The organism is Geomonas terrae, assembly GCF_004791675.1.
Lineage (GTDB): Bacteria > Desulfobacterota > Desulfuromonadia > Geobacterales > Geobacteraceae > Geomonas > Geomonas edaphica.
This window is the reverse complement of the sequence record NZ_SRSC01000001.1, coordinates 494312-506784: the sequence shown is the minus strand read 5'-3', so window position 1 is coordinate 506784 and position 12473 is coordinate 494312. Positions and strand designations below refer to the sequence as shown.

At 63.0% G+C, this 12473-nt stretch carries 9 protein-coding genes and 1 riboswitch; of the genes, 3 read left to right on the top strand and 6 right to left on the bottom strand.

Going from position 1 to position 12473, the window contains the following annotated elements:
• Nucleotides 1-63: 63 nt before the first annotated feature.
• A complete protein-coding gene (recC, locus tag E4633_RS02190; RefSeq protein WP_135868633.1) occupies nucleotides 64-3288 on the bottom strand; it encodes an exodeoxyribonuclease V subunit gamma in 3225 nt (1074 codons plus the stop codon).
• Between the two features lie 250 nt (nucleotides 3289-3538).
• On the opposite strand from recC, the gene E4633_RS02185 reads away from it, so the two are divergent.
• From E4633_RS02185 to E4633_RS02175, 3 genes are all read left to right on the top strand, one after another.
• Nucleotides 3539-4573 carry a polysaccharide deacetylase family protein gene (locus E4633_RS02185; protein WP_246037869.1) on the top strand — a complete coding sequence of 345 codons (1035 nt, stop codon included), beginning with the start codon at nucleotides 3539-3541 and terminating at the stop codon, nucleotides 4571-4573.
• Nucleotides 4570-5619 carry an endonuclease/exonuclease/phosphatase family protein gene (locus E4633_RS02180; RefSeq protein ID WP_246037868.1) on the top strand — a complete coding sequence of 350 codons (1050 nt, stop codon included), beginning with the start codon at nucleotides 4570-4572 and terminating at the stop codon, nucleotides 5617-5619. The genes E4633_RS02185 and E4633_RS02180 overlap by 4 nt, the downstream gene beginning before the upstream one ends.
• A 386-nt stretch (nucleotides 5620-6005) precedes the next feature.
• Complete coding sequence (locus tag E4633_RS02175; protein ID WP_135868632.1) at nucleotides 6006-7214, top strand: acetate kinase; 1209 nt, start codon at nucleotides 6006-6008, stop codon at nucleotides 7212-7214.
• A gap of 70 nt (nucleotides 7215-7284) precedes the next feature.
• Here E4633_RS02175 and metX read toward each other — a convergent pair whose 3' ends face one another.
• The 5 genes from metX to E4633_RS02155 all read right to left on the bottom strand — a co-directional run bounded on the left by metX (nucleotide 7285) and on the right by E4633_RS02155 (nucleotide 12378).
• A complete protein-coding gene (gene metX / locus E4633_RS02170; protein WP_135868631.1) occupies nucleotides 7285-8388 on the bottom strand; it encodes a homoserine O-acetyltransferase MetX in 1104 nt (367 codons plus the stop codon).
• A 100-nt stretch (nucleotides 8389-8488) separates the two neighbouring features.
• Nucleotides 8489-8588, bottom strand: a riboswitch (SAM riboswitch).
• An 87-nt stretch (nucleotides 8589-8675) separates the two neighbouring features.
• Nucleotides 8676-8846 (bottom strand): hypothetical protein, encoded by a 171-nt coding sequence (locus E4633_RS20490; RefSeq protein WP_198419373.1) that lies wholly within the window; start codon nucleotides 8844-8846, stop codon nucleotides 8676-8678.
• Complete coding sequence (locus tag E4633_RS02165) at nucleotides 8843-9706, bottom strand: NAD(P)-dependent oxidoreductase (RefSeq protein WP_135868630.1); 864 nt, start codon at nucleotides 9704-9706, stop codon at nucleotides 8843-8845. Before E4633_RS02165 ends, E4633_RS20490 begins: the two co-directional genes overlap by 4 nt.
• 99 nt (nucleotides 9707-9805) lie before the next feature.
• Nucleotides 9806-11521: an aminodeoxychorismate synthase component I gene (gene pabB, locus E4633_RS02160; protein WP_135868629.1), complete on the bottom strand. Its 1716-nt coding sequence runs from the start codon at nucleotides 11519-11521 to the stop codon at nucleotides 9806-9808.
• Nucleotides 11521-12378 carry a TIGR02757 family protein gene (locus E4633_RS02155; protein WP_135868628.1) on the bottom strand — a complete coding sequence of 286 codons (858 nt, stop codon included), beginning with the start codon at nucleotides 12376-12378 and terminating at the stop codon, nucleotides 11521-11523. Before E4633_RS02155 ends, pabB begins: the two co-directional genes overlap by 1 nt.
• Nucleotides 12379-12473 lie beyond the last annotated feature (95 nt).

The window sequence follows — 12473 nt, the reverse complement described above, 5'->3', positions numbered from 1 at the left end:
GTAGCGCCGCCCTCACCCGGCCTGCGGCCACCCTCCCCCATAGGGGGGAGGGGATGGGAGCGGTTACTTCGTCTTCTTCGCGCTCTTCATCGACTGGTAGTCCAGGATCGGCTCCCAAACCGCGAGAGCGAGGGCCTGGAACTCGTCGTCCAGCGGCGCGACTTCGCCAAAGCACCGGCGGCAGTACGGGTCCTTTCCTTCCCCCTTCTTGTAGTCGCTACCGCGCCAGACTCCCGCGGCGGCGGAAAGCGCCTTTCCCGCCTGCTTCGGATCGCGGCTCTTCTTGACGTACTCGAGCGAGGTCTCCGGGAAGAACTTGAGCGGCGCCCGCATGCCGGTTCGGTAGAGCTCGAGAAGCCGGTTCAACTCAGCCTCGCAACCCTCGATGGCCGGGGTGCGGACGGTGCCGTTGGCGGCGACGAAGGTGCTCTCGAGGGGATACCCTTCGGCCTCGACGCAGTTAAGCACCAGGTGCTCGACCCACAGCCGGAGCCGGTCCTTTGCCTTCAGGTCGGTGTAGCGGTAGCGCACCATGGCGTCGCCACGCAGCTCCTCGATGCGCCCCACGATGCGACCGGCGGGGAGGCTCAGATCTATGTCCAGCGGGGTGAGGGGCTCGCCTGCGCAAGCCTCGCGCACCTTTTCTGCGAACTCCGCCGCCGGTTCGCCGAGCTTCTGGTACAGCGCCGCACCGCACACCCCGGGGGGAAGGTCGCCGCGCGCGCACGCCACCGCGAAGGGGACCTCCAGCTCTTCACCGCGCAGCACGGCCGCGACGATCTCCTGTTCCAGCTGGTACTTCTCCAGGGAGCCGAGCGCGAACGGTTCCGTCTCTTCCAGCGGATCGTCCTTTTCCTCGATGCGGATGCCGAGCCTGCGCCGCAACAGCTCCTTTGCCGGGTTGCACAAAAAGTCGGTCAGCGCCTTGACTGTGACGGTCCCTTCCTCCTCCCATGGCTCCAGCGGGCTTGCCAGGAAGGGGGCTGCGGGCACGGGAGGGGAGAGCTTGGCGACGGCGCCTGCGCAGTTTTGTTGCGAATAGCTGAAGAACCCGTCGGCGCCGCTGAAGTACTTCGGGCTGAAGGGCTGCAGCGGGTGGTGCCGCACCTGCCCCGCCTTCTTCCCGTCGGTCGTCACGAAGCAGCGCCCCAGATAATCGAGGAGTTCGCTCACCAGCACGCAGGGGGGGAGCTCGGCGTTGTCCTTGATGCTCTGACCGACGTAGCTTATGTGCAGCCGCTTGCGGGCGGAGAGTAGTGCCTCGAGGAACAGGTAGCGATCCTCGTCGCGCGGCGAGCGGTCGCCGGGTCTACGCTCCCTGGTCATCAGGTCGAACCCCTGGGCCGGATTGCGCCGCGGGAACTGCCCCTCGTCCATGCCGATCAGGGCCACCACCGGGAAGGGGATGCTGCGCATCGGGAGCATGGCGCAGAAGGTGACGCCGCCGGTGAGAAAGCCGAGGCCGCGCTCGGAGCTCCCTAACTGCTCTCCCAGCCAGTAGCGCACCACCTCGATGCCGACTTCTTCCTCGAAACCGGCTTCGCTGCCGCACGTTCCTAGCTTCTTAACGATCTCGATCAGCGAAAGGAGTTCGCGCTCCCCGTCACGGTCCGGCAGGAGGAAGTCGTCCAGGATCTGGCGCAGTACCGGGACCCACTGTGCCGGGGTCCGCAGTCGGGCGAGTCCTTTCGTTTCGGCGAACAGCCTGTCGCAGAAGTTCATGAAGCGCCCGAGCACCAGCGCCGTGCCCCCCTCCATGTTGTCGAAGGGGAGGATCTCGTTGTAGAAGGTGCGGCCGTCGCCGCTCATGGCGTAGCCCAGAAGCAGTCGGTCGAGCCCCGCGGCCCACGAGTTCTCGTGGAAGGGGGGGACTCCCTGTTCGGCCCTCTGCGCCGCGTCGATGCCCCACCTGATGTTCGCTTCCCTCAGCCAGTCGCGCACCGTCTCGAGCTCGTCCGCCGAGAGGTTGAAACGCCGCGCCACCGGGGGGGATTCGAGGATGTCGAGCACCGTCGCGACGCCGTAGCGCCCGCCGCTTAAAGCAAGGATGGAGAGAAGCGCCTGCGCCGCCTCTCCCTCGTTCTTGAGGCTTCGGTCCGCGATGGAGTAGGGGATCCGTTCCGCACCCGGCTCGGGGTTGCCGAATGCCGCGGAGATGTACGGTGCGTACGCCTCGATGTCCGGCGTCATCACCAGCACGTCGCGTGGGGAGATGGACGGGTCGGCGTCGAACATGGCCATCAGCGTGTCATGGAGGACTTCCACCTCGCGCATCGGCGAGTGGCAGGAGTGCACCTCGATGGAGCGGTCGTCCGGTGCCGCCTGGCGTACCCCCGCGTCGGCTCCGCGCAACTCGACGATGTCCGCCTGCACCTCGTGCAAAAGCGAGCCCTGCGGCAGGGGAGGGAAGCTGTCCTCCCGTTCGTGTTCACCGCAGCCGTCGATGATTGCCTCGAAGAAGTCCCGCCCGAGCTTGCCCCAGGAGGCGAGAAGCGGGTTTCCGGTTTCGTACCACTGCTCCTCTCCGTCTCCCTCCTTCTCCAGCCGGGCCAGTTCCCGCTCCGACACGATCTCCCCCCAGTACTGGCGGCAGGGGTTCAAAAGGAACAGGTTCACCTCGGTGTGACGGGCGACGCGGGCCAGGATCTCGAGGTGGAAGGGGGGGAGCGACGGTATGCCGATCACGGAGATGCGGCGCTCCTCCGGGACGCTTCCGGCATCGAGCGCCTTTCTGAATTCCTCCAGCAGGCGCGCGCGGTGCTTCTGTTCTACGCCGTCGGTGAGCGCACGCCAAAGCTGCGCCTGCCAGTGTTCTTCCTTCCCATTTTCCCATGCCGGCAGGAACTCGGGGCGGTAGATGGTGTAGCGGTCGAAGGTGTCGGCGATGCGCCCGGCGAGCTGCATGCGCTTAAGTCCGTCCCGGTCATCGGCAAGATAACCCGCGATCTCCTCGAAGCCAGGCTTTCCCGCCGATTGCCGTAAAAGTCCCAGCACCCGCCATGTCATCACCTCCGGGGAGAAGAGGGAGGTCTCCTCCGGGCACCCCGGGAGCACCTTGGCGAAGAGCTGTTCCACGAACTTGTTGGGGAAGAGGAATTCGCCGTTTGCCCAGACCCCGATGCGGGCAGCGAGCTCCATGGAAAGCCAGCGCTGCATCCCCTTGCTCTGCACCACGATCAGCTCCTTCTCGAAAGGGGAGCAGTGGACGCGGCGCGGCGCGCGGACCACCTTTTCCAGGCGGTCCACCAGGCGTTCCATCTGGTTGCTGGTGTAGATGTTCAGAGGCATGGTCTTTCTCGTATCGCGGTCTTGCGGGGAGCGTCCCGGCCATGCATCTGGCTCGGGGGCTGGCGGAAAGCGCAAAGATATCACATCCTCCCGCGGCTGTCTCGACCAAAAGCTTGGCCTCGCGGCTTTGCGTCAGCACCGTGTGTACTTGCATTGCGTGCGGCTTCGTATATATTTTGTCACTGTTTGTCTAATTAGATTTATCTTATGGCCTCGCCATCTGCTCGGGTGACAGACAAAGGAGCGATGCATGAAGCTGATCAGTGAAGAGACCATTGCGCGCGCCTACTATCGAGTCAAGCCATTGATGTCGCGCCGGCTGCAGATCGTTCTGCGCAGAATCGTCGCCAAGTCGAAGCGCTACTTCTTCCGGTCGATATGGCCGATAGATCCCAAGGCCGGCACCACCCCGCCGGGGTTCGGTGGGTGGCCAGGGGGGAGGCGCTTCTCCGTCGTGCTGACCCACGATGTCGATACGGCGCGCGGCCTGACACGGTGCGAAAGTCTCATGACGCTTGAACAGGAACTCGGCTTTCGGTCCTCTTTCAACTTCGTTGCCCACGATTACGACCTTCCCGCTGCCCTGCGCCACAAGCTGGTTGCCAAAGGATTCGAGGTCGGCGTGCATGGGCTGGAGCACAACCGCAAGTTGTACGACTCGCCGGAGGTCTTTGCGGAACATGCCGTGCAAATCAACCGATATCTGAAGGAATGGGGTGCAGTGGGGTTCCGTTCCCCATGCGTCTACCACAACTTCGACTGGCTTCACGGTCTGGATATCCTCTATGAGGCCTCCGCCTTCGACACGGATCCTTTCGAACCGCAGTCTGATGGCCTGAGAACGATCTTTCCTGTGCACCACACCAAGGTTCCCGGGCGAGAATACGTGGTGCTCCCTTACACCCTGCCGCAGGATTTCACCATGTTCATCCTGTTCCGTGAGAAGAACATTCGCATCTGGAAGGAGAAATTGCGCTGGATCGCCGAGCACGGAGGCATGGCGCTGCTGATCACCCACCCCGATTACATGAACTTCGACGACAATCCCGGGTTCGAAGAGTATCCAAGCGATTTTTACCGCGAACTGCTGATGCACATCAAAACGGAATATGAGGGGCAGTACTGGCACCTGCTTCCACATGAAATGGCCACTTTCTGGAACGAAAGCGTCGGTAAGACGTACACGGAAGCCGACGATGGCGCTCCCCCGGCGGGGAGACTGGATGGAAACGATGGCGATGCGAAGGGGGATTGCTCCGGTGCTGCGTTGGGAGAAACCCGATGAAGCTGAACCTCCTTCTGGCCATCAACGCCGCCTACATCGTCCTTATTGCCGCTCTCACCGTTCTCAACTGGCTCGGCCCGGACCGTTTTTGGATGGCGGCGCTGAACTTCTACCTCCCACAGCTGATCTGGACCTTGCCCGGCCTTCTGCTCACCCCGATTACCTTTCGTTATGCGCGTCCGTTGGCCTTGTTGCCGCTTGCTGGAATCCTTTGGGTGCTGGGGCCGGTCATGGGGTGGCACTGGTCGTGGCCGCCACGCAGCGCGGTGGCTTCCGGGCCGGTCCTGCGGGTGATGACCTGGAACATCAAGTACGGCAAGGGCGATCTGGCGCCGCTCGTCAATGAACTGCGGCGCAGCCGCCCGGACATAATGCTCTTCCAGGACGCGCAAAAGGTCGGGAAAGGACCTCTGACCGATTTCCTGGCGGGGTGGCAGGTAGTGAACCTCGGGCAGTACGTCGTTGCGAGCCGGTACCCCATCTCCGCCGTCCAACTGCATGAGCTCCCTTATCAGGAGGAGAAGGGGGAATCATTCCTGCGCTGCAGTGTGAGCGTCAACTCCCGGAACATCTCCATCTACAACGTCCACTTCAAGACACCGAGATGGAGCCTGAAGGCCTTCCGCGAAGTGCAGTCAGGTGCCTGGTACCTGCCCCCGGCCATTGATTTTTTCGAAGAGAATGTTATGACGAGGATCCTGCAGGCAGAACGTGTCGCCGAGTTCCTGGGGCAGGAGCGGGGCGATTGCATCGTTGCCGGCGACTTCAACTCTCCGGACCAGTCGCTCGTCTGTGAGATCATCAGAAGTGCCGGGTTTGCCGACGCCTTCACGCAAAGCGGCAGGGGCTACGGCTACACCTATGGTCACAACGTTTTACAATACAGGGTGCCGTCGATCCGCGCCTCATGGATGCGCATCGATCACATCATGACGACTTCCGGCTTGAAGGCCCAGCGTTGCTGGGTCGGCACCCGATATGCCTCCGACCACCGCCCGGTGACGGCCGACTTCGTCCTCACCAACCCGCGCAAGACGCTCCAGTAGTCCCGTCCTCGCTTCTCTGGATCTGTTCCGCCATCATCGGATTGAGCCACCCCCTCCCCCTGCTGGAGCGCAAGACCATCCACTTTTGCAAGAACCTGATCCTTGCCCTGCAGGGGCGAATAATCACCCGCCCAGTGCCATTTTCCCGTCGGAAAGCGCGCCGCGTACGTTTTGTAAGACATCGTTACTAATTGCACTTTCGCGCAGATAGTGATAGTTATGGACGTTCCGCCGTGCGATAGTCCGTGAAGACCCTGTGATGACCCCCACCGATCATAATCTCCACACGTATCGTAGGTGACGTTTCAGTACCCACCCTTAGATACGCTACAAAGCAGCGGGGCCCGCTCAATTTATCCAGCAGGCCCGGATCGGAGTTTGGCAGCATGCTAATTCTCACCCTGAACTGCAGAAGGTTCTCGGCACAGTACCAACTTTACGACTGGAACAGGCAGGCCCTTCTGGCGACCGGCAAAGTGGAGCGGATCGTGGTCGGGGACTCCTTCGTGACGCACAGGGTGCCGGGGCATGACCCGAGGCACCTGGACGGCGAGTGCGCCGATCACAAGGATGCGCTGCAGTTGATCCTGAACACGCTGACGAACGATAAAGACGGTGTCATCTCCGATGTCGCCCAAATTACCGCGGTCGGCCACCGCGTGGTGCACGGGGGCGAACGCTTTACGAAATCGGTGCTCATCGACGAGAACGTGGTCGATGCGATCCGGGAGGTGGCGACCCTGGCACCTCTGCACAACAACCCGAACCTGGCCGGCATCCGTGCGTCGCAGGCGCTCCTGCCTGGAATTTCCCAGGTCGCCATCTTCGATACCGCCTTCCATCAGACCATGCCTGAGATGGCTTACATATACCCGCTTCCCTACGAGTGGTACAAAAATCACGGCATCAGGCGCTACGGCTTCCACGGGCAGTCCCATTCGCACGCGGCGCGCAGGGGTGCGGAGTTGATCGGCAAGCCGCTCGAGGAGTGCAACATGATCACCGTGCACACCGGCAACGGCGTCTCGCTCTGTGCCCTGCGTAACGGTGCGTCGGTCGACACCAGCATGGGGCTTACCCCGCTGGAGGGTGTCATGATGGGGACCCGCTGCGGCGACATCGATGCCGGTATCATCCCGTTCATGGTGAACGAAGCGGGGGTCTCGGCGACCGAGCTCGACCTGTTCCTGAACCAGAAGAGCGGGCTTGCTGGCATCGTGGGGCGTCGCGTTAGCCGCCGGACCGTCGTGGACGAGGCGGTGGTCGGCGACGCCCGTTGCCAGCTCGCCCTCGACATGGAGACCTACCGTCTGCGCAAATACCTCGGGGCCTACATCGCCGTCACCGGCAAGCCCGATGCCATCGTCTTCACCTACGGTGAGGATTGGGAGGACTGGCCGGTGCGCGGCATGGCGCTGAGCGGGATGGAGCACTTCGACATCAAGGTCGACCTGAAAAAGGACGAGGAAGCGCTCAAGGGCGATCGGGAGATGCTGATCAGCGCGGAGGACTCGGGCGTCAAGGTGTTCGCGATTCCGAGCGGCGAGGATATGGTGCTCAACGAGGACGTGGCCGCCATCATGGGCTGGCAGTAGCGGCGTAACAAAGGAAAAGAAACGACAAAGGGCGGATGACCATGCAGGTCTCCGCCCTTTTTGCTGCCTCCTACGGTTTGATCCCTTCCAGGAACTGCCGCACCATCGGCGTGAAGGTCTGGTGTTCGAGGAGGAAGGCGTCGTGGCCGTAGGCCGAGGTGATCAGGTGGTACTCCGCCTTTTTACCCAGCTTATTCAGCGTGTCGACCATCTCTTCGGTCTGCGCGGGAGGGTAAAGCCAGTCGGAGGTGAAGGCGAAGAACTGCATCGGGGCCGAGACCGGCGCGAAGGCCTCCTCCATCGACTCGCAGCCGGCGGCGACGTCGTACAGGTCGAGCGCCTTGGCGAGGTAGAGGAACGAGTTGGCGTCGAAGCGGTCCACGAAGTTATAGCCGTTGTAGTTTAGGTAACGCTCCACCTCGAATTGTCCGAAGAAGTCGAACTGGCCGTCGCGGGCCGAGAAGCGGCGCCCGAACTTCGCGGTCATCGACTCGTCGGAGAGGAAGGTGATGTGACCGATACCGCGAGCGAGCGCCAAGCCGTCCTTGGGGTTCTTACGGTACTCCCCCTTCTTCCAGGTAGGGTCGTTGAAGATGGCCCAGCGCGCGACGGCGTTCAGCGAGATGGCCTGCGCCGACGGCCTCGGCGTGGTGGCGAGCACCACAGCGGAGGCGATGCGGTCCGGATACTGGGTCGCCCACTCGAGTGCCTGCATCCCTCCCATGCTCCCGCCTAACACGCAGAAGAGCTTCTTGATCCCGAGCCGGTCGATGAGCAAGGTCTGCGCCTTCACCATGTCGCGCACGGTGATCACCGGGAAGGCGAGGTTGTAGCGCTTGCCGGTCTTCGGGTTGATCGAGGTGGGACCGGTGGAGCCGAAGCAGGAGCCGATCACGTTGGAACAGATGACGAAGTAGCGGTCGGTGTCGAGCAGGCATCCGGGTCCCACTATGTCGTCCCACCACCCCCCTCGCTTCTCGTCCTCGCTGTAGCGCCCGGCCAAGTGCGCGCTCCCGGTCCAGGCGTGGGTGACCAGGATGGCGTTGGAGCGGTCCTCGTTCAGGGTGCCGTAGGTCTCGTACGCGATATCGATCGGCCCGAGGATGCGGCCGCTTTCCAGGCGCAGCTCGGTGTCGAAGGTGGTGATCTGTTCTGTCACGATGCCGTAGGACATGTCTCTCTCGTACTCTCGGGTGCCGGCAAGCGGCACGAAAAAAGCCCCGTCTCGAGGTGAGAAGGGGCTTTTCGGGTGTGACAATAGCTCAAAAGCGCCTTTCTCATCTTCGCCTTTCGGCAGGATTTAGCACCTGTCGCCCGTTTGGACCGGTTGCTGTGGCTTCGCAGGGCCTTTCCCTCCACCACTCTAGATAAGCAGGTCTTTCTATTCAATTTTGGGGTGCAGGATAAGGGAGCCGTCGCTATTTGTCAACGGCAAACTGAGCTCCAGGTTCACGAGCACGGTTACAGGTCGTTACGGTATTTCACCAGGATGTAGAAGCACGCCGCACCGGCTAGCGCCATGCCGAAGTCCCTGAGCCAGGGGACCGGCTTGTCCAGGCCGGACTGGATCAGCGGATCGAGAAACGCACTGGTAAGGAGCGTCACCGCTGCAGTCGAGAGAAACTTCTTCATGACTTGATGGCCTTGTAGACCGCGCAGAAGTCCTCATCGGCAAAACCAGCGGCCTTGGCCCGTTTGAAGTTCTCATTGGCAGCTGCCGCGGTGAAGAGCGGCTGCCCGAGCGCGTCGCCCAAGGCGACGGCAAGCCGCATGTCTTTTTGCATGTGCTTGAGCGGGAAGGCGGGGGCGAAGTTGCCGCCGGTCATCTGTCCGCCCTTCAGCTTGAACATCGGGTTCGCCAGAGCGCCCGAGTCGAGTACGTCGAGCAGGTCGGCGCTGTCGAGTCCGGCCTTGTCGGCGAGCGCCATCCCCTCGCAGAAGATGGTCATCATCCCACCCATGACCATGTTGACGATGAGCTTCATCTCCGCGCCGTGCCCCACCTCGCCGAGAAAGAGGCTCTTTTTCCCCATCTTCTCGAAGAGCGGCATGGTCTGGTCGAAGAGGCCGCGGTCTCCGGCGGCCAGGATGATCAGGGTGCCGTCCTCGGCCGGCTTCTTGCTCCCGGAGACCGGGGCTTCGAGGAACCTTCCCCCCTTGGCGGTCACCGCCGCGGCGATCTCTTTGGCAGTGCCGGCGTCAACGGTGGACATGTCCACGTAGCCTCGCCCGGCGCCGACCCCTTCCAGCACTCCCTGCGGACCGAAGCAGACCTCGTACGCCGCGGCCGGGTCGGCCAGCATGGCAATGGTGATGGTGCAGGAAGAGGCGACCTCGGCTGCCGTCGCCGCGACCTCGGCTCCCAGTGCGGCCAGTTCCTCGCACTTGTCCGGAGAGCGGTTCCAGACCTTCACCTTGAAGCCCGCCTTGATGAGGTTTTTGGCCATGGCGCTTCCCATGATGCCTAGCCCCAGAAAACCGTATGTTTCCATAGTGTTGCCTCCTTTATGGTGCGGTTTAGTTGAAAAAGCAGATTGACGATCATTTCCCGCTAGTTCTCCTCTCCCGGAGGGAGAGGAGACGTGGACGACTCACGGTACCAGCGTCGCCTTGCGCCACTTGCGCACCGAGTTTACCAGATAAACCGCCTCGGCCCGCTCGAGGTCCTCCCGCTTCAGGATCTTCTCCTTGATCTCCCCGCGCGCCAGCAACTCCTCGCGCAGGGTTCCCGGGAGAAGCCCGCACGACAGCGAAGGGGTGTAGTCGCGGCCGTCGATCCGCGCGACGACGTTGCTGTAGGTCCCCTCGGTGATCTCGTCCCGTTCGTTGAGAAAGATCACCTCTTGCACCCCGCTTCGCCCGGAAAGCTCCTGCTGGTACAGCTCGCGGCGGCTCGTCTTGTGGTAGAGAAAGGGATCGTTTGAGTCGACTCGCTGTCGCGCGAAGGCGGCCTTCAGCTCGGCGGCCTGCTCATGTATTTCCGCAGCCTCGCAGCTCACGGTGCCGTCCGGAAAGAGCTGAAGACGCACCTTGTAACGCCGCGCACGATCGAGGCCGGTCGCCGCCTCTGAAAGCCTCCGTCGCACAACTGCTGCGTCGAACGGGAAAGCGAAGTAGCCTGCCGATTTCTCAAGCCTTTCCATGTGCCGCTCCGGCAGGAAATAGCAGCCGTCTTCGTGCAAAAGCGACTCGATCAGGTGGAACTCAGGCCGCTCCTCCCGGGCGAAACGCCCCTTCTCCAGGCATTCGCGGTACTCCGCGTCAGGGGTGGCATCCCAGGTGATCCCGCTGCCGATGCCGATTTCGCCGCAACCGTTCTCGCTGTCGATGACGGCGGTCCGTATGGCTACGCTGAACTTCGCCTCGCCGCCGGGGGAGAAGTAGCCGAGGCTGCCGGTGTAGAGCCCGCGCGGGTCGTCTTCCAGCCGTTCGATGATCTCCATGCTCCTGCGTTTGGGTGCTCCGGTCACCGAGCCGCAGGGAAAGAGGGCCCGGAACAGTTGCCGCGGCGTCACCCCTTCATTGAGACGCGACTCGATCGTGGAGGTCATCTGGTGCACCGTCGGGTGGCTCTCCACGTCGAAGAGCGAGGTCACCCGGACCGATCCGGTCCGCGACACCATCCCCATGTCGTTGCGCAGCAGGTCGACGATCATCAGGTTTTCGGCCGCTTCCTTCGGGGTGTGGCGCAACTGTTCCCTCCGTGCGACATCCTCTTCCCACCAGCGCCCGCGCGGCGCGGTCCCCTTCATCGGACGGGTGACGAGCCTTTCGCCCGTGAGGGAGAAGAAAAGCTCGGGGGAGGCGGAGAGGATCCGCCATCGGCCGCACTCGAGGTAGCAGTTGTAGGGTGTGGGCTGGCTGCGGCAGAGCTCGCTGAAGAAGGAGCGCGGGCACCCCGCGAAGGCGAAACGCTGGCGCAGGGTGAAGTTGACCTGGTAGGTCTCCCCCGCTGCGATCAACTCCCGGATCGTCCCGACCGCGCTTCCGTACTGCTCCTCTCCGAGCGAGGGGCGCCAGTCGGTGCAGCGAAAAGGGGCGTCGTGCCGTGGGAAAGGTTCGGCGCGGCGCTCCTCGTAGAGCCCGAACCACAAAAGCGGCATGGCGTGGGGGGAGCAGGCGGGGAGCGCCTCGTTGAGGCCCGAGGCCGCCTCGTAGCAGACAAAGCCGGCGGCGTGGAGCCCCGTCGCCACCTGACGCTCCAGCGCCTCGAAGGCCGGTCCCACCTCGGCCGGCGTGGCGGCGCGAACCTCGCCCACCTGGCGCGCGAAGGCGAACCCGTGCAGGTAGGCCGGAAACTGCGGCATCACTCCGTTCCCGCGGAGCAGAAATCCCCGATGGGACAGGCGGCGCACTTGAGACGGTCCTTGCCGTCGCACCCCTCCGAAATCCCCAGGTGGCAGATGGAGAAGTCGTACTTCACCGGGTCCTGCGGGTCGAGCTCGCGCAGGGCGCGCGTGATCTCACAGGCCATGCGCCAGTCCCCCTGCTTCCTGCCGGTGAAGCCCAGGAAGCGGCAGATGCGCTGGATGTGGGCGTCCACCGGGATCACGAGCTGCGTCGGTGAGATCCCCTTCCAGATGCCGAGGTCGATGCCGTCCGCCGGGCGCACCATCCATCTCAAGTACATGCAGAGGCGTTTGCAGGCGCTCCCCGAAGCGGGGGAGGGGAAGAAGAAGGGGAAGTAGGCGTCTTTCGGGACGCCGCCGGGGCCGAAGACCGGGGCGAGGTCGAGCGCTTTCACAGCCTCGCTGAAGCCGGAAAGTGTCCCGGTGATGTCTTCGTTTGCCGGGTCGTGGAAGCGCAGGAGCCACTTTTCTACGGAACCCGCCTCCTCGACCATGATGCGGCAGGCAAGGAGCAGGGCGCTCAGGTCGCGACCGTCGTTGAATCGGTGCTTGAAGCCGGCGAAAAGGCGCACCCCGTCGACCGGATCGAACCGTTCCACGAAGCGGCGCGGGGAGGGGCCCATCGCGTCGAAGATCACCGTGAGGTTCTTCTTGATGATCTTCACGTTGCCGTAGGCGAACGAGGAGGCGATCAGTCCGGCAACCTCCTGGTCCTCAGGCGCTTGAAAGCGGTGGCAGAAGGAGAGTGGGTCGTTGGCGAGATGCGCCTGCGAGCGGTTTTGGTACAGCGCTTCCAGTATGGTCTTCAGCTCCACTTGGTCTTCCTCATTGGCGGTGCGGCGGCTCTCATGTGGGCGATGGACAAAGCTTTCGAGCCTGTTAGATTATCATAGTGGTTCAACAGCTTAAA